The sequence below is a fragment of the Marinovum sp. 2_MG-2023 genome (assembly GCF_030548265.1).
In the GTDB taxonomy this organism is placed as follows: domain Bacteria; phylum Pseudomonadota; class Alphaproteobacteria; order Rhodobacterales; family Rhodobacteraceae; genus Marinovum.
Map to the genome: position 1 here is coordinate 1 of NZ_JAUOSD010000011.1, position 15,427 is coordinate 15,427.

General features: G+C 62.2%; 18 protein-coding genes. 1 reads left to right on the top strand and 17 read right to left on the bottom strand.

Annotation, left to right across the window (positions count from 1 at the left end; all coding sequences use genetic code 11):
- The first annotated feature begins 150 nt into the window (after positions 1–150).
- Positions 151–1,440, top strand: coding sequence for a pyruvate dehydrogenase complex dihydrolipoamide acetyltransferase (locus Q4577_RS13280; protein ID WP_303467813.1), 1,290 nt, complete (start codon positions 151–153; stop codon positions 1,438–1,440).
- A gap of 251 nt (positions 1,441–1,691) precedes the next feature.
- Here the strand turns inward: Q4577_RS13280 and cysE are convergent, their stop codons facing one another.
- From cysE to Q4577_RS13365, 17 genes are all read right to left on the bottom strand, one after another.
- On the bottom strand, positions 1,692–2,501 hold the full coding sequence (gene cysE / locus Q4577_RS13285; RefSeq protein WP_244690026.1) for a serine O-acetyltransferase: 810 nt from the start codon (positions 2,499–2,501) through the stop codon (positions 1,692–1,694).
- Positions 2,502–2,741: 240 nt separating this feature from the next.
- Positions 2,742–3,035 carry a hypothetical protein gene (locus tag Q4577_RS13290; protein ID WP_244690028.1) on the bottom strand — a complete coding sequence of 98 codons (294 nt, stop codon included), beginning with the start codon at positions 3,033–3,035 and terminating at the stop codon, positions 2,742–2,744.
- A gap of 4 nt (positions 3,036–3,039) precedes the next feature.
- Entirely contained in the window at positions 3,040–7,032 is a 3,993-nt protein-coding gene (locus Q4577_RS13295; protein WP_303467815.1) for a glycoside hydrolase/phage tail family protein, read from the bottom strand.
- 12 nt (positions 7,033–7,044) lie between these two features.
- The gene (locus Q4577_RS13300) at positions 7,045–7,479 is read right to left on the bottom strand and encodes an NlpC/P60 family protein (RefSeq protein ID WP_244690032.1); all 435 of its coding nucleotides are present in this window, start codon (positions 7,477–7,479) and stop codon (positions 7,045–7,047) included.
- Positions 7,476–8,360 (bottom strand): DUF2163 domain-containing protein, encoded by an 885-nt coding sequence (locus tag Q4577_RS13305; RefSeq protein ID WP_303467816.1) that lies wholly within the window; start codon positions 8,358–8,360, stop codon positions 7,476–7,478. The genes Q4577_RS13300 and Q4577_RS13305 overlap by 4 nt, the downstream gene beginning before the upstream one ends.
- A complete protein-coding gene (locus Q4577_RS13310) occupies positions 8,360–8,992 on the bottom strand; it encodes a DUF2460 domain-containing protein (RefSeq protein WP_303467817.1) in 633 nt (210 codons plus the stop codon). The genes Q4577_RS13305 and Q4577_RS13310 overlap by 1 nt, the downstream gene beginning before the upstream one ends.
- Before the next feature lie 15 nt (positions 8,993–9,007).
- Positions 9,008–9,658 carry a phage tail tape measure protein gene (locus tag Q4577_RS13315; RefSeq protein ID WP_244690038.1) on the bottom strand — a complete coding sequence of 217 codons (651 nt, stop codon included), beginning with the start codon at positions 9,656–9,658 and terminating at the stop codon, positions 9,008–9,010.
- Positions 9,659–9,662: 4 nt separating this feature from the next.
- A complete protein-coding gene (locus tag Q4577_RS13320; protein ID WP_303467818.1) occupies positions 9,663–9,887 on the bottom strand; it encodes a rcc01693 family protein in 225 nt (74 codons plus the stop codon).
- The gene (locus Q4577_RS13325) at positions 9,884–10,207 is read right to left on the bottom strand and encodes a gene transfer agent family protein (protein ID WP_244690043.1); all 324 of its coding nucleotides are present in this window, start codon (positions 10,205–10,207) and stop codon (positions 9,884–9,886) included. Before Q4577_RS13325 ends, Q4577_RS13320 begins: the two co-directional genes overlap by 4 nt.
- Before the next feature lie 3 nt (positions 10,208–10,210).
- On the bottom strand, positions 10,211–10,624 hold the full coding sequence (locus Q4577_RS13330; RefSeq protein WP_244690045.1) for a phage major tail protein, TP901-1 family: 414 nt from the start codon (positions 10,622–10,624) through the stop codon (positions 10,211–10,213).
- 24 nt (positions 10,625–10,648) lie between these two features.
- On the bottom strand, positions 10,649–11,059 hold the full coding sequence (locus Q4577_RS13335; protein ID WP_244690048.1) for a DUF3168 domain-containing protein: 411 nt from the start codon (positions 11,057–11,059) through the stop codon (positions 10,649–10,651).
- Positions 11,056–11,394, bottom strand: a complete 339-nt coding sequence (locus tag Q4577_RS13340; protein ID WP_244690050.1) for a head-tail adaptor protein — start codon at positions 11,392–11,394, stop codon at positions 11,056–11,058. Before Q4577_RS13340 ends, Q4577_RS13335 begins: the two co-directional genes overlap by 4 nt.
- Positions 11,391–11,993, bottom strand: a complete 603-nt coding sequence (locus tag Q4577_RS13345; RefSeq protein ID WP_303467958.1) for a head-tail connector protein — start codon at positions 11,991–11,993, stop codon at positions 11,391–11,393. Before Q4577_RS13345 ends, Q4577_RS13340 begins: the two co-directional genes overlap by 4 nt.
- 192 nt (positions 11,994–12,185) lie before the next feature.
- Positions 12,186–13,364: a phage major capsid protein gene (locus Q4577_RS13350; RefSeq protein ID WP_244690052.1), complete on the bottom strand. Its 1,179-nt coding sequence runs from the start codon at positions 13,362–13,364 to the stop codon at positions 12,186–12,188.
- A gap of 27 nt (positions 13,365–13,391) precedes the next feature.
- Positions 13,392–13,937, bottom strand: coding sequence for an HK97 family phage prohead protease (locus Q4577_RS13355; RefSeq protein ID WP_303467819.1), 546 nt, complete (start codon positions 13,935–13,937; stop codon positions 13,392–13,394).
- A 77-nt stretch (positions 13,938–14,014) separates the two neighbouring features.
- Complete coding sequence (locus tag Q4577_RS13360) at positions 14,015–14,239, bottom strand: hypothetical protein (protein WP_244690056.1); 225 nt, start codon at positions 14,237–14,239, stop codon at positions 14,015–14,017.
- Positions 14,232–15,407, bottom strand: coding sequence for a phage portal protein (locus Q4577_RS13365; RefSeq protein WP_244690058.1), 1,176 nt, complete (start codon positions 15,405–15,407; stop codon positions 14,232–14,234). The genes Q4577_RS13360 and Q4577_RS13365 overlap by 8 nt, the downstream gene beginning before the upstream one ends.
- Positions 15,408–15,427 lie beyond the last annotated feature (20 nt).

Genomic DNA, 15,427 nt, shown 5'->3' on the forward strand with positions numbered 1-15,427 from the left:
GCCCCCCCCCCCCCCCCCCCCCCCCCCCCCCCCCCCCCCCCCCCCCCCCCCCCCCCCCTCTTTTTCCTCCCCCCCCCGCCGGGGGGCGCGCCCCCCCCCCCCCCCCCCCCCTCCCGACCTGCCCCCGATCGCCTCGCCTGGAGAGAAGCCATGCCAACCGAAATCCTCATGCCCGCCCTGTCCCCCACGATGGAGGAAGGAACCCTTGCAAAATGGTTGGTGAAAGAGGGTGACACCGTCAGTTCCGGCGACCTCTTGGCCGAAATCGAAACCGACAAGGCCACAATGGAATTCGAAGCGGTGGACGAAGGCGTCATTGGCAAGCTGCTGGTGGCGGATGGCACCGCCTCGGTCAAGGTCAACACCCCGATCGCGGTGCTGCTGGAAGACGGCGAAACCGCCGGCGACATCTCCGACACAGCCGCCTCATCGGCCCCTGCCGCGCGCTCTTCGGCGCAAGAGACACCGCCCGCGCCCGACAAACCTGCACCGGCCGAGACGCCGCAAGACGCCGAGGGCACGCGCATCTTTGCCTCGCCCCTGGCCCGCCGCATCGCTGCCGACAAGGGGCTGGACCTCGCCCAAATCAAGGGCACCGGCCCGCGCGGCCGCATCGTCAAAGCCGATGTCGAAGCTGCGGAATCTCAACCGATGACGCCCGCCAGGGCGGAAGAGGCCCCCACACCCAAATCCGCGCCTGCCCCGGCGTCGCCCTCCGCCGACCAGGTCGCCGCGCTCTACCAAGGCCGCGACTTCACCGAGGTGCCCCTCGACGGCATGCGCAAAACCATCGCCGCCCGCCTCACCGAGGCGAAGCAGACCATCCCGCATTTCTACCTGCGCCGCGACATCCAGCTCGACGCGCTGCTGAAATTCCGCGCCGATCTCAACGCACAGCTTGCCCCGCGCGGCGTCAAACTCTCGGTCAATGATTTCATTATCAAGGCCTGCGCCAACGCCCTGCAACTGGTGCCGGATGCCAACGCAGTCTGGGCCGGGGACCGCATTCTGCGGCTGACCCCGTCGGATGTCGCCGTTGCCGTAGCGATTGAGGGCGGCTTGTTCACCCCGGTCCTGCAAGACGCCGACAAGAAATCACTGACGGCTCTGTCAGCCGAAATGAAAGACCTCGCGGCCCGCGCCCGCGACCGCAAACTCGCCCCACATGAATATCAGGGCGGATCCTTTGCCATTTCCAACCTTGGCATGTTCGGGATCGAGAATTTTGACGCGGTCATCAACCCGCCACATGGCGCGATTCTGGCGGTTGGCGCCGGGGTGAAGAAACCCGTGGTCGATGCCGAGGGCAATTTGGCCGTGGCCACCGTCATGTCGGTCACCCTGTCAGTCGATCACCGGGTGATTGACGGCGCATTGGCCGCTGAATTGCTGGCTGCGATCAAGGACGGGTTGGAAAATCCCCTGGCAATGCTGGCCTGAACCGCAGGCCAGCAACACTGACCTGAAACACTGGCTTGAAACATTGGCCAGATCCATCGGCCAGCATCATCGGCCAGCATCACTGGGCCCAGCCAAAGCTGGACCCAGTGATGCTGTGGCAGACTGATCATGTGACAGATCCTATTTTATCGGGCTGTGACAGTATCTTGTGACGGCTGGCATCGCTTTTGCCAGCGCCAACCCTGAGTTGGAGCAGACTGTTGCAATGCCGGGTTCAATTCCCGCAGCGGTCAGGCACCAGAGCGCAGGATCTGATCCATCGACATCGACGGCTGGGCGCACCCCGCCTCTCCAACGATTTTCGCAGGCACACCGGCCACGGTCTTGCAGGCCGGAACCTCGCTCAACACCACCGAACCGGCGGCAATGCGCGAGCAATTTCCAATGTGAATATTGCCCAGAACCTTTGCCCCGGCGCCAATCAACACACCGTCGCCAATCTTTGGATGACGGTCCTGTTCTTCCTTGCCGGTGCCGCCCAGCGTCACGGAATGCAGCATCGACACATTGTCGCCCACCACCGCGGTTTCACCGATCACAATCGAATGGGCATGGTCGATCATGATGCCCTTGCCGATTTTTGCGGCCGGATGAATATCAATCCCGAACACTTCGGACACCCGCATCTGAATGAAATACGCCAGATCACGCCGCCCCGCGGTCCAAAGCCAATGCCCGATACGATAGGCTTGGATCGCCTGAAATCCCTTGAAAAACAGCACGGGCTGCAAATAGCGATGGCAGGCCGGATCGCGGTCATACACGGCGGCAATATCTGCCCGTGCCGAACGCCCGATTGTGGGATCAGAGGCATAGGCCTCGTCACAGATTTCCCGCAGGATCTGCTCTGACATTTCGCCCGAAGCGAGCTTTAGCGAGTTGCGGTAACTCAACGCGCGTTCCAGTGACGGATGGTGCAGCACGCTTTGGTGGATCAAACCGCCCAACAGCGGTTCATCTTTCACGGCCTGTTCCGCTTCTTCCAGAATCTGCGCCCAAATTGGGTCGACTTGGGCTAACTGCGTTTGTGTCCGGGCCATGGTATCCTCGCATCGCGGTGTCGGGTGTGAGGTATACCATGTTCGCGGCGTCTGCCAAACGCAATCCTGTGATGAGGAAGCGAAGGAATTGGAATGGGTTCCTTGTGGGGTGGATCCAATGTTGCGAATGGATCTGCTCCACCCTGGGGGCCAGCCCCCAGACCCCCGGGATATTTTGGCCAAGAAGAATGCCAAGCGGCGTTTGCAAGGGGCGCAGGTTGGAGATGGGACCAACCATGGTTAGCGCCGCCGTGTGGACCGCCATTCCAGAAGCAGATGAAACACCGTTTCCAGACAACGACAATAAGCGTCTTCCCCAAGCGGGGGTTCTGCTGCCAAGGGCCGCACACGGGCGGCGGCCATCAGAGTGCCATTGCCCCAATCGCGATGTGCGCGACCGAGGCGTTTGGCATAGCGGTCTGCGAAGTCCGCCTCTTCTATCATCCGCCGGCAGAGGCCTTCGCGCGCCTCTGCCGGCACCATCAACATGGCGCGGGCGGCCGCCGTCACATCGCCATGAAGAACCGGTCGCATCCGATCACACCTGCCAGCGGGCAAAAGGCCCCGGACCATAGACATCGGAAATCTGTGCCACCTCGATGTGGACACCAGGTCCAGCACCGTCAGCAGATTGCATCGCCGCGGAATAGGCAAACATCGGTGTGTTCAATGTCACCTCGCGCAGCACGGTGATCCCGTCCATCACACGCAACAGATAGCTTTCGTTTGCCTCGCCCAGGGGCACTTCGGCAAGATCCCAGCTGTCGCCGTCGATCCGCGTGCGCCGCACCCATGTCACGGTCAGATCGCCAGAGGACCAGACCCCTTTCAGATGCACCGGGGAATAGGGCCGCAACCCATTGCCATCAAACGCATGCACCTCGTGTTCATACGACGGATCACTGACCGGCCGTTGCGCCGGACCCACGCGATAGTGCCGCGCAATGCGCCGGGCCGAGGACGGCAGGTTGATCTGTTCCGGCGCACCGTCGATCAGAACCACATATGCGCCCTCAGGCCAGGATGCAGGCATAAGGGCATCCGTGCCCAATTGCCCGCGCAGCCGATGGCTCAGCATCCAGGTGTCGACATCGACAAGCTCTGCATCGCGAAACTGAAACAACTCCCATCCGCCGGGTGTCCCATCACCGATTGCACAGAGGTTGCCACCGGCCAGCAGCGCATCATCGTCAATCGAACTGAACGCGCCGGTGGTCAATTTCACCTGCACCGCATCGCCGCGATCAATGATGCCGGACGGGGCGGAAAACAACGGGGTTTGCGTGACGCCGAATGTGGCGCGGGCGGCAAAGATGTCGTTGAGCTGATAGTTGGAATCCTGTGCGGAATCGTACAGCGCGACACTGCCAGGCCAGGGTTTGGCTGCCACTGCCAGATGCGGCGCATGCGGCACCTCGTCACCGGTCAGAAGTGGCAGATCCAGGAACAATGGCAACACCGGCACCGGCGGCACAAAGGCAGCCACAGTTGCGGGATCATCCTCGATTTCCACCGGCTGATAGACTTCTGGTTCTATGCGCACCGCCTCGACGATCTGTTCGCGACCGACCTCGATCCGGTCCACCCGATACAGCGCCCGCCCAGCGCCCTCTGGCAAGGACACGACATCGCCAGCCGCCACATCAAGCCGCGACGGCGGCAGGGCAAAACGCGCCTGTTCACGTGCCACCCGCGCCTCGGCCAGCCAGCGTTCCACGGTTTGACGCCCCTCGGCCCGAGTCAGCACCAACGGCACTTCGCTGCGCGACACCGTATGGGTGGCCTCGTCCGGCATCACCGCTTCTTCGGCGATGGTTTCATAGTCCCCATCCGACTGGATGAAATCCAGACGCACCCGCCCCGCCATCTCGGCCTCGGAGCTGCGGTTCTGGGACAGGGTGCCATCCAGATCGTCATTTATCGCCAGAAGATCGGCATCAATCTCAATCGCATCACGCCCAGCGCGCATGATGAAATGCAACACCCCCGCGCGTTCCACAGCATCAAAACCGAAATGCAACATCAGGGGCTGCAACAGGGTTCGCATGTCGCCGATATTGCCGCTGGTATAGCCGCGAATGAACCCGCGCAGATCAGACACATCAAAGGCGGGCACACCGGCGTCCAGGCAGATTTCCTCGACCAGGCGCGCCAAGGACATGGCAGAGGCCCGGCCATTCATCCAATGGCCGCGGGCATAGTTTCCGCTGTCGGTCCAGAGCGCTGAATTGGCCGGGAAATACGGATAGGGCCGCGTATCCCAAGCCCAGACAAAGGCCCGGTCCATGTCGACCATCGCGCCGCCGTATTCCTCGGACACCGGGTTGTTGGTCGCGTCGCCCCAGTAATCGGTGACCGCGCGCAGATATTGCCGCTGGATCAGTTCGTCCCGCCGCCCGTCGGAAAACTTTGGCAGGCTGGATTCGCTCGACTTTGGATCAAGGAACTTGTTCGGCTGGTTGGTGCCCTTGTCGATCGCGGCACAGCCGAATTCGGTGAACCAGATCGGCTTGCCCTGGGGCACCCATTCGGTGGCATTGGCCTGGCGTTCACCGGCTATCCGGTTGTGATGCGGATTGGACCACCAATTGCGGATATCCTTGTACCGATAGATCCACGGCTCGTCATGGGCGCCATCGGTGATGGGTTCACGCCGTTGCGCGGCCATGGCCTCTGGGGTTGGATAATACCAATCATAGCCCTCGCCCCCCGCCACATTGCCGCGCAGGTAGTCCAGATTGTAGATCGAGCCAACACCGGCATCCGCATGGTCCTTGCCATCGCGCCAATCCGACAGCGGCATGTAGTTATCGATCCCGACAAAGTCGATTTCGCTGTTGGCCCAAAGCGGGTCAAGATGGAACAGCACATCACCAGAGCCATCCTGCGGGTGATAGCCGAAATATTCCGACCAATCCGCCGCATAGCCAATCTTGGTATTGGGCCCCAGGATCTGGCGCACATCAGCAGCCAGCTGGATCATGGCGGCCACCGCAGGAAATCCCCCGTCCGCGCCGCGAATTTGCGTCAAACCACGCATTTCCGAGCCGATACAAAACGCATCCACCCCACCCGACGCCGCGCAAAGCGCCGCGTAATGCAGGATAAACCGGCGATAGCTCCACTCCTGGGGGCCACTGTAGTCGACAGTGGCATGGATCAGGGTCGGCGTGTTTTTCAGGACATCAAGGATATCTTCATAGACCTCGGTTTCATCCAACACGGTGAAATCGCCGGGCTGGGCGGTGCCGAAAAACGCGGCGACCTCTGCCTCGGCTGCGGCGGTGCCATCCGTTGACCCGCTCTGGCCCGGGGCCCTTTCGGTCGTGATCCGTCCACGCCAGGGCAGCACGGGCTGGTCCGACGCATCACTATAGGGATCGGGCAAGCCATTACCGGGCAGCTGATCCATCAGGATGAAGGGATAGAACATCACTGATTGTTCGCGCTCTTTCAATGCGCGAATTCCTTCCAGTACCGCCCCATCGGAAATGGCACCGCCATAGACCGGCCGGTCCTCGCCGTCGCGCGCCACCAATTCCACTTCGGTGCGCTCCAACCCGGACACCCGCCAGGCCATGCCCTTGCCGTCAAATTCGGATTGTTCGACCTTGGGCTGGATCTGGCACTGACCAGCGCGCAGATCATTGCCGAACCAGCTGACAATCAGTGATGTCGCGCCCATGTTGGGGCATTCCTGGGTCAACTGATCCAACGAGGTTTCGATATCGCTTTTGCCCGCCGGGGAATTGACGTTGGCCATACGGAAATCGCCGGGCCCGTATTTGTATTTCACCGGCGTGGTTGCCAGCGCATATTCACCGGTGCCCGGCACAAGCGCGACCCCGCACAGGTTATGCGGCACTTCGGCGGCACCGTCGGTGACCGAGACCTGCGCCGGTTTGGACACTTCAAAGCTGAACTGTGGCACGCGATTGCCAAATTCCGAAAGGTCCAGATCCTCCAGCACGACATAGGCCGTGCCGCGATAGGCCGGCACCGCCCCCGGGCCTTCGATGGCCTCGATCTTGGGGTCGGGCAATTGATCTTCGCTGCCGGTATAGACCCGCAGGTTCAGGCTGTCGCGCGGCACTTCCTCGCCATCGGCCCAGATCCGACCGATATTGGTGATCTCACCCTCGCAGACCGCAATCGCCAGATTGACGGTATAGGAATAAGTGGTGGTCTTGACCTTGGGTTGTGACGGCGCGCCTTTGCCGCTGCCACCGCTGGTCTTGGTATTCACATGTTCGGTGAAATTGCTGGCCCATAGCACATGACCGGCCATGCGCATCCGGCCATAGCTGCGGGCAATGGGGGCGCCTTCACCGGCGCGGTTGACGCGGAACCGATCAATGCGGTTCCCTTCAACCACCACTTCGGATCCCTGCCCCATCAGGCGCTGATCAATGGCGCGCCCCACGGTTGCGCCAATGAAACGGCCAACGGCCGTCAGGCTCAGACCCAAAAAGGTGCCACCGACAGCGCTGCCAAGCGCCGCGCCCGCTGCGGAAAGTACAATCGTCGCCATCAGATGGACTCCTTATGGAAATGCAAATCGCGCCACGATGCGCCGCGCCCAGGGGGCGCTCAGTGGGCTTTCGGTAACACCATGGCCGGTATAGGAATGGATGAAACTGGCGTTGGCGCCGACCTGCGCCTGAATCCCCAGATGTTTGGCCACCGCCCCATCCCGCATGCGAAACAACAGCACATCACCGGCCCCGGCGCTGTCCAGAGGTTTCGGGCAAAGATGCTGCGCCGCCGCGCGCCACAGCCGTTCCTGCCCCTGCGGTTCAGACCAATCGCGGGTATACGCAGGCGGAATTTCCGGCTCTGCGCCCTGAACCTCCCGCCAAACCCCGCGCAACAGGCCCAGACAATCGCACCCGGCACCGCGCACCGAGGTTTGATGCAGATAGGGCGTGCCAATCCAGCCGCGGGCGGCCGCGACCACTTTGGATGCCGGTATAGTCATCGGCGGCTCCCCCCCGACTTGCTCCCGGCGCGCGCCGGGTTGACCAGCAACCAGTCATCTTCCGGCACATCCGGGAAGCCGCGATAATTCAACAGATTGTCAAATTTGAAGCGACATGTTTCCAACCGTTTGTCACAGCCTGCGGTCAATCTTACCTGGTCACCGACCACGATCGGCAGTCGCAGCGGTTCCCACAATTCGATCTGCTGGCCATCCTCGATCAGCTCGTCACGTTTGACCGCACCGAACAACCCCGCCGCTGCCCCGCTGAGCACATCCATGCGCCCGCGTCGGAACCATGCCGGTTCAAACGCGCCCCCGGTGTCAATGACCACGGTCGAGGTTTCCTCGACAGCCAGAACACTGCCTTCCCAGGTGAACCCCGGCGTCGACAGATCGAACTTGCAACCGCCATCCCCCAGGACCGCCGTGCAGGGTGTTTGGAACACCCGTCCGAACGGACGGTTCAACGCCTCTGACAAACCGCGCAACTCGGCTTCGAACGCGCCGTCAATGCGCCGCATCTCACCGATGGTGCCGCGAAACTGTAGGTGGCGCTGGCTCACATCCTGCCAATTGACCAACCAGGCCCGCACTTCTGCCCCGTCAAAACGACCAGCAAGGATATCAGCCTCGGTGATGGCGGCATCCGACAGCGCACCAACGGCCTCGGAGTTGTCAACGGACAGCCCGGTCCCCTGTTGCAAGGCCATTGCGCTCAGACCGCTGTCAGCGCGGAATGTCATGCCATCGAAACTCAATTCGCGGTCATGATCGGTAAAGCCAAACGCGGTGCCATCCGCACGGTTGATCGCCCAGGCACGGCAAAGCGTCGTATGACCGCTTTCCAAATGTGCCTTCATCTCCCCTGAAAGTGTCATCAGATCCGCACCTCGACCACTGGCACATTCGGCACTTCACCCGCCTGGAAAGAGGACACCGACGTGGCAATCCGATCCGTGTCAAACCGCACCGGCACGTCAAATTCAAACCCTGCGGTGATTTCCGCATCCTGAAGCGGCGGGCTGGCAAAGGTCACAATGCCGGTTGTCTCGTCCACATCCCAGTGGATGCTTTCCTGCAACTCGTCGCCCTGAACACCAATCCGCACAGAGCCCTGCACAGGCTTGGTCACCACACGCGCATATTCCGCCGCACCAGAGCGATAGGTCTTGACCAGCTGGTAATGAACAGAGGCCCCATCGCCCAGCGCAATCACCTGGTCGCGATAGGCCACTTCCTGACTTGCGGGACAGGTCTTGTAGTCCGACCAATCCTTCCAGCGGAACCCGAACAACTGACCACGGCGGGCCTCGAAAAAGCCGATCATCGTCTCGATGTCGTCCAGCGACCGCAGGCCAAGCCCGGCGTCATAGCGGTGGCGCGACTGCGACCACGGCGTGTTGCGTTCTTCGAACCCATTGGCCAGCGTGACCACGTCGGTCCGCCGCTCTGGTCCGCCGACCGAGCCAAAGCTCAGGTTGGCGGGAAACCGCACTTCATGAAATGACATGGAACTTCCCTCCGTTTACCGGTTGCGACCGCCGCGCGCCAACACGCGGCTCATCTGTGCGGCAATCTGGCTTTGACTGCGCTGGAACCCCTGGGCGTCCGGGGTCTGGATATTCATCACCACATTGATGGGTCGGCTCCCGCCCGAGGCCTGAACGCCCAGCTTGCCGTTCGGCCCGCGCGCCAGTGGCATGATCGCTTCGGGACCGGCCTCGCCCATCAATCCCATGCCGCCACGCATCGGAAAATGCACAGGCCCGTTGACCACCCCACCATTGGCAAAGGGCGTCACACGGCCCTGGGTGAACGCTCCGCCCTTCTCGAACGGCATCAGACCATTGACGACGCCGCCCAACATCGAGCCGAAATGATCCGTCACCGGTTTCATCGCGGCGTTATAGGCCGCATTGATCATGGACTGACCGATCACGCCCAGCGCCTCGGAAAACTTCATCCCGTCCAGCACCACACCGTCGATTGCCTTGCGCAGCCCCCCTGACAGGGTCGAACTCAGAACCCGCGCCTGATTGCCCGTCGCCGAAAACGTCTGGTGAATACGCTTCAACTCGGTATCAAATCCCGCCGCCAGCGTGCTGGCAGAGCCAAGCGATTGCGCCAGCGCATCGACCTGAAGGTCGAGATCATCCAATCCGTTCACATCTTCCATCGCCTTATCCTTTCCCTTGGTCTGTCCCCGTCAAATCCGGTCCCGTCCCGTCGTCGGGAAAGGCCGCAATCAACTGGTCCAGCCGGTCACGGGTCAGCGGCGCATTGCCGCCGCCGACCCCAAGCATCAGCATCAATTCCGCCGGCGTCAGCGCCCAGAATTCCGCCGGGCGCAGACCCAAACCGCGCAGACCCGCCGTCATCAATCGGGGCCAGTTGATCCGGTTCACACCGCCTCCTCAGGCACCATGAAGGCCCGTGCCAACAATTCTGCCGCGACCTTGGCCGCGCCAATCGGCCCCCCCGCGATCTCGGCCTGCACCAGATCGCGGGGCCCACCGGACCATCCGCCGCCGCGCAACCCCGCCACAATCAGCGCCAGCACATCGCGACCCGAAAACTGACCGGTCTCGAAACGCTCCACCAGATCCACCAGTGATCCGGTCTCCAGCGCCTCTTCCAGCTCGGCCAATGCACCCAGGGTCAGCTTGAGCACATGCGCCGTGCCGTCGATGGTCAGCATGACCTCGCCCCTCCACGGATTGGTCATTGCTTACAGCGCCACGAAGGTCAGCTCACCCGCAGAGGCGAGTGAAAGCTCATATGTGGCTTCGCCATTATGGCTACCGGCATATTCCAGCCCGGTGACCTGAAACGGGCCTTCGATGGTGCCGAAATCCGGCACAATCACCTGAAAGTCCGGCACTTCGCCGTCAAAGAAGATCTGACGCGCGCGTTCATCCGTGGCGTCGTCCTTGAAAATCCCGGCACCGGAGATTGCTGCGCTTTTCACGCCAGCCCCGCCAAGAAGCTCACGCCAGCCCCCCGCACTCTCAAGCGATGTGACATCCACCGCCTCTGCATTGAAACTGATACGTGTGGCGCGCAGCCCCACCATGGTTTCGAATTGCCCAGCGCCGCTGAGATCAACCTTGATCAGAAGGTCCTTACCGTTTTGTGCAGCCATGTTACGTACTCCGCTTTATGAGGTTCAGTTGTCTTCGACACGGGCGCGAAAGATCATATCGATCCGCCGCGTTCCGGCTGTGGTGTCTCGGGTGGCCTTGGCCCTCTGAAACCAGAGCCCGACCAAACTTCCGCGCGACAGGGCAAGGGCGGGATCGTCCAAAGCGTCGCTCACCGCGACCGCCGCTTCCTTGGCTTGTTGAAATCCCGGCGCATCGGTGATGATGGAAATTCCGATGTCATGTGCCGCGCCGTTGCCGGTCTGATCCGACCGGTCGCGTGCGGTTTCCGTGCCCAGCGTCACATAGATCGACGGCAGGCTGCCGGATGGGATCGCATCGTAAATCGCACTGCCGACAATTGCGCCAAGCGCCGCGTCAGCCGACAGATGTTGATAAAGTGCCGTCTGCAATGCAACGGCCACCGCGTAACTCATGGTGTCAGCTCCTCTTCGGTGAAACAAATCAGATGGCGCGCGCCGGGGTCGCGTTCGGCGACCGCCTCGATACGCCAGACGCGGGGGCCCTCGCGGAAACGCTGTCCCGCTGCGGGGCGTGCCGGATCGCCCATCGGAGCGGCACGCACGATCATGCGATAGGCCGTCACCGACACCGGCGCCGCAGCCCCACGTGTCGCGCGCCCGCTTCGCGCCGATACATCCGCCCAGATCGTGCCCTGCGGCATCCACATCCGGTCAAAACCGCCGGCCCCATCCGGCACATCCTGTGCAGTCTCCAGCACCAGAGCGCGATTCAATCGTGGCGTGCTCATGCTCTGCCCCCTGTCAGACCGACCCGCATCATCCGATAGCGTTCGATCAAAGAGGTGACACCAAACGGCATACAGCCCTGGCCCAATGCGGTCTCGTCGCGGTACTCATAGTAATGCGCCGCCAGCAGCATCACCGCCTGCCCCAAATCGGCTGGCAGCCCCGCCCAGTCCGGCGCATATCCGGCGGTAAAGCGGACAACCGCGCGCCCATTGGTCGCGATGGTCGGAAGACAACTTCCCCGCGCCGCCAATTGCGGACGCTGCGAATCCTCGATCAACCGATAGACAGCGGGATCGACAATTGTGCTTTGGCCATCGCCATCCAACAAGGCGACCTCGGTCAGGGCCGTGATGGGCGCGACCGGCAACACCTGGGCGGCCCCGTCCTGCCATGCGCTCACCCGAAAGGCAAAATTCCGTGAAATCAGCACCTTGCCAGTGCGCGATTCAATTGCTGCAATCGCCGCCCGCAGAAAGCTCTGCAATACCGCATCCTGGACCGTCGCCCCGGCAAACCCGCTGCCCAGCCGCAGATGGGTCTTGAACTCCTCCACCGGCAGTGCCGCCACCGGCACATTGGTCTCTTCTACCAACATCATCTTTGCAAACTCCATCATGCCTGCTGCCCGACCTTTTGCCTTGGCCATCAAAACTGGCTTCAAATCTGGCACCGTGGTTTCAGGCGCGCGCCACCCGCGTTGCTCGAACGGAGGGGAGCAGCCAGCCAACGCCGGTCAATCGACGCGCGCCCACCGGGGGACATCACTGTCCCCCGGCCTCACAGCCCCGGTTTAGGAGGCCGCGAAGCGCAATACCTTGATGGCAGCAAAGTCGCTGACGTCCCCGCCGACACGTTTGGTGGCATAGAACAGGACATTCGGCTTGGCCGAGAACGGATCGCGCAGCACCCGCAGGTCCGGACGTTCCGCCACGGTATAGCCGGCGGCAAAGTCGCCAAAGGCAATCGAATCCGACCCGCTGGCAATGTCCGGCATATCCTCGGCAATCAGTACCGGGTATCCCAACAGACGCGCAGGCTCTCCCGCCGCAAGACCATCCGACCACAGGAACCGACCGTCGCCGTCCTTCAGCTTGCGGACTTCACCGGCCGTCTTGGAATTCATCACAAAGGTGCCGTTCGCCCGGTATGTCGCGCCCAGCGCATAGACCAGATCAATGATCGCATCCCCGTTGCCCAACGCGCCATCGGTGCCGGTCGCCACATAACCCAGTGAATCCCAGGCCCAGACATTGTTGGCAACAATGGTATGGGTCAGAAAACCGGTTGGCTTGTCGATGCCATCGCCACTGACAAAGGCCGCAGCCTCGGCACGGGCGAATTTTTCGGCAATGCGCCCCGCCAGCCAGCTCTCAATGTCAAACGCGGCATCGTCCAGCAATCGCTGCGACGCTTTGGGCAGCGCCGAAAGCTCGTGCAGCGGGATGGTGATCCGGTCAATGGTCGGCGTGCCGGTTTCCGACGTGGCACCGGTCTCGGTGGCCCAGCCCGCCCCGATATCGCTGGTGTCGATCAGTACATCGTATGATGTGGCCTCGACATTCACCACGCTGGCCACCGCGCGGATCGACGCACCGGACTGCAGTACCGATTTGATGGTGTCTGACATCTGCGGATCGACCAGATAGCCGCCATCGCTGTTCACGGCTGTCGACATCGACTTCTGGTCCAGCTCCAGACCCCGCAGGCCGTCATCGTCACCCGACCGCAGATAGGCATCAAACGCTTTCTGGTGCGGGGCTTCGTAATCTGTTGCGGCCAGAACCGGGCGCGCAGCGGCAAGGGTCTTGCGTTCAAACATTGTCATTTTCTCTTCCTGCTTCAGAACTCGGGTCTTGATCTCGGCCTGAAAGGCCTTCAACTCACTCACAAAGCCGCCAACCGCGCCCTTGATTTCTTCTGCGGGGGACAGACCTTCCCCGCCCGCTGCCTTCGCATCGGTCATTTCCATGTGCTTTCTCCTGATGTTCCGCGCGGCCTAGTCTTCGCGGGCAATCTCGTGACGTGCCGCCGCAAAGACCGCCGCCAATTGCCGCAATGTGTCGCCCTCTGGGGTGTCCCCCTTGGCCGCCACCCGCGCACTGGGCAACATCGGAAAGGTCACAAGCGACACTTCCCAAAGCTCCAGTTCCTGCAAGAGCCTCTGGCCCTTGTCGGTCTTCACCGCCTTTTTGGTGCGATACCCAATCGACAACCCGTCAATCGCGCCAGCCTGCAACAGCGCCGACGCCTCGCGCCCCTTGGCCACCGCGTCCAGAATGCGGCCCTTCACGCGCAGGCCCTGACCGTCTTCGACCACCTCATCCCAGACCCCGATCGGTTGGGTCGGGTCATGCTGCCACAGCATGCGAACATGCCGCCCCTCGGCCGCCAGACGCTTCAGCGACGTCGCATAAGCGCCCTTTTGCACTACATCGCCCCCCTGGTCCTGCGCACCAAACAGGCTGGCATAGCCTTCGATCACATGGCCATCCGTAACGCTCAACTCACCGTCGAACCGCGCGAATTTTGTCTCAAGTTCCATCCCGCTCTCCACTTTCGTTCCCCCGTGGGCGGTGCTTTCACGCAGCACCGCCCAAACACAGCCCAATCACGGCCCAATCACGGCACCGCCACCAAGAGGCCCTGAAACGCCTGCGCCAGGATCACCGCCACCACGCCATAGACCGTCAGCCACAGCCGCCGTTCCAAGCGTTCGATCATCTCTTCGATCCGATCGAGCCGCTTGTTCATCGCCGCGAATTGCAATTCCGCCACCCTTTCATGGGCCTCAAGCCGCAAGGCCGGTGCACAATCAAACGCCTCAAATCCAAACCGTTCACCCATCCTCGGCCTCCACTGGTAGCCCCAGAATGCGCCGCTTTTCAGCGGTGCTCAGGAAGTCCGCCGCCGAAACCCGCGACCATTGCGCCTCGCGCTCGGTGGCCAATGCGGGCACCTGATCCAGATCCGGCTTCAACTCGACCGCCTCACCGGCAAATCCGGCCAACCACGCGCCAAGCGCGGCCGTAACCCGCTCTGCCAAGGGCAGAACCGTCAGGCGATAAAACGCCCGGTTTGCCTCCTGGTAATTGGCATAGGTCGCATCCCCCGGGATCCCCAGCAGCATCGGCGGCACCCCGAAGGCCAGCGCAATTTCACGCGCCGCCGCATCTTTGGTCTTGTGGAATTCCATGTCCGACGGGCTGAACCCCATCGGCTTCCAGTCCAACCCACCCTCCAGCAGCATCGGCCGCCCGGCGTTCCTGGCCCCGGTGTGATTGGCCTCAATCTCGCTCGACAACCGGTCAAACTGCTCGGCGGACATCGACGCCTGCCCATCCGCCCCGCGATAGACAATCGCACCACTGGGGCGCGCCGCATTGTCCAGCAACGCCTTGGACCAGCGCGACGCCGCATTATGCACATCCAGCGCCTGCGCCGCCGCCTGCATCGGCGAAAACCCATAGTGGTCATCCTGCGGATGGAAATTCTTCACATGGCAGATCGGGCTCAGCGCCCCTGTCACGTCGAACCTGTGCTTGCGCCCACCAACGCTGTATTCATAGGCCACCGGCCAACCATCGCGACCCGGCACCAGCGACATCCGATCCGACCGCAGCACATGCAGTTCCAGCGGCACGCCCGTATCCCCCGATACCGCCTCGACATAGCCATTGCCGCTCAGCAACAGATGCCCATAAAGCGCCTCCAGCAATTCCGCCCGCCCCTGGGCCGGGTTGGGCCGTTTGACCAACGCCATCAGCGGATGTTCCTCATAGCGGCGACCGGTGTCCTGCAACACCAGCGGCAGCGCCGCCGCCGCCTCGGCAATCAGTTTGACCGCGCGAAACCCCACCGGGTTGCCGGCAAATCCCGTCCGCGTCAACGACACCGCGTCCCTTGGGCTCCAGGCAACACGCCCAGACGTTTGATACGCGACCACAGGGCCGGTCGCGCTTGCCTTGGCTTCCGGTACGATCTCTGATTTGTCCCGCCGCAAGAATTCAAACATCGCGTTACACGCTCCCTTTT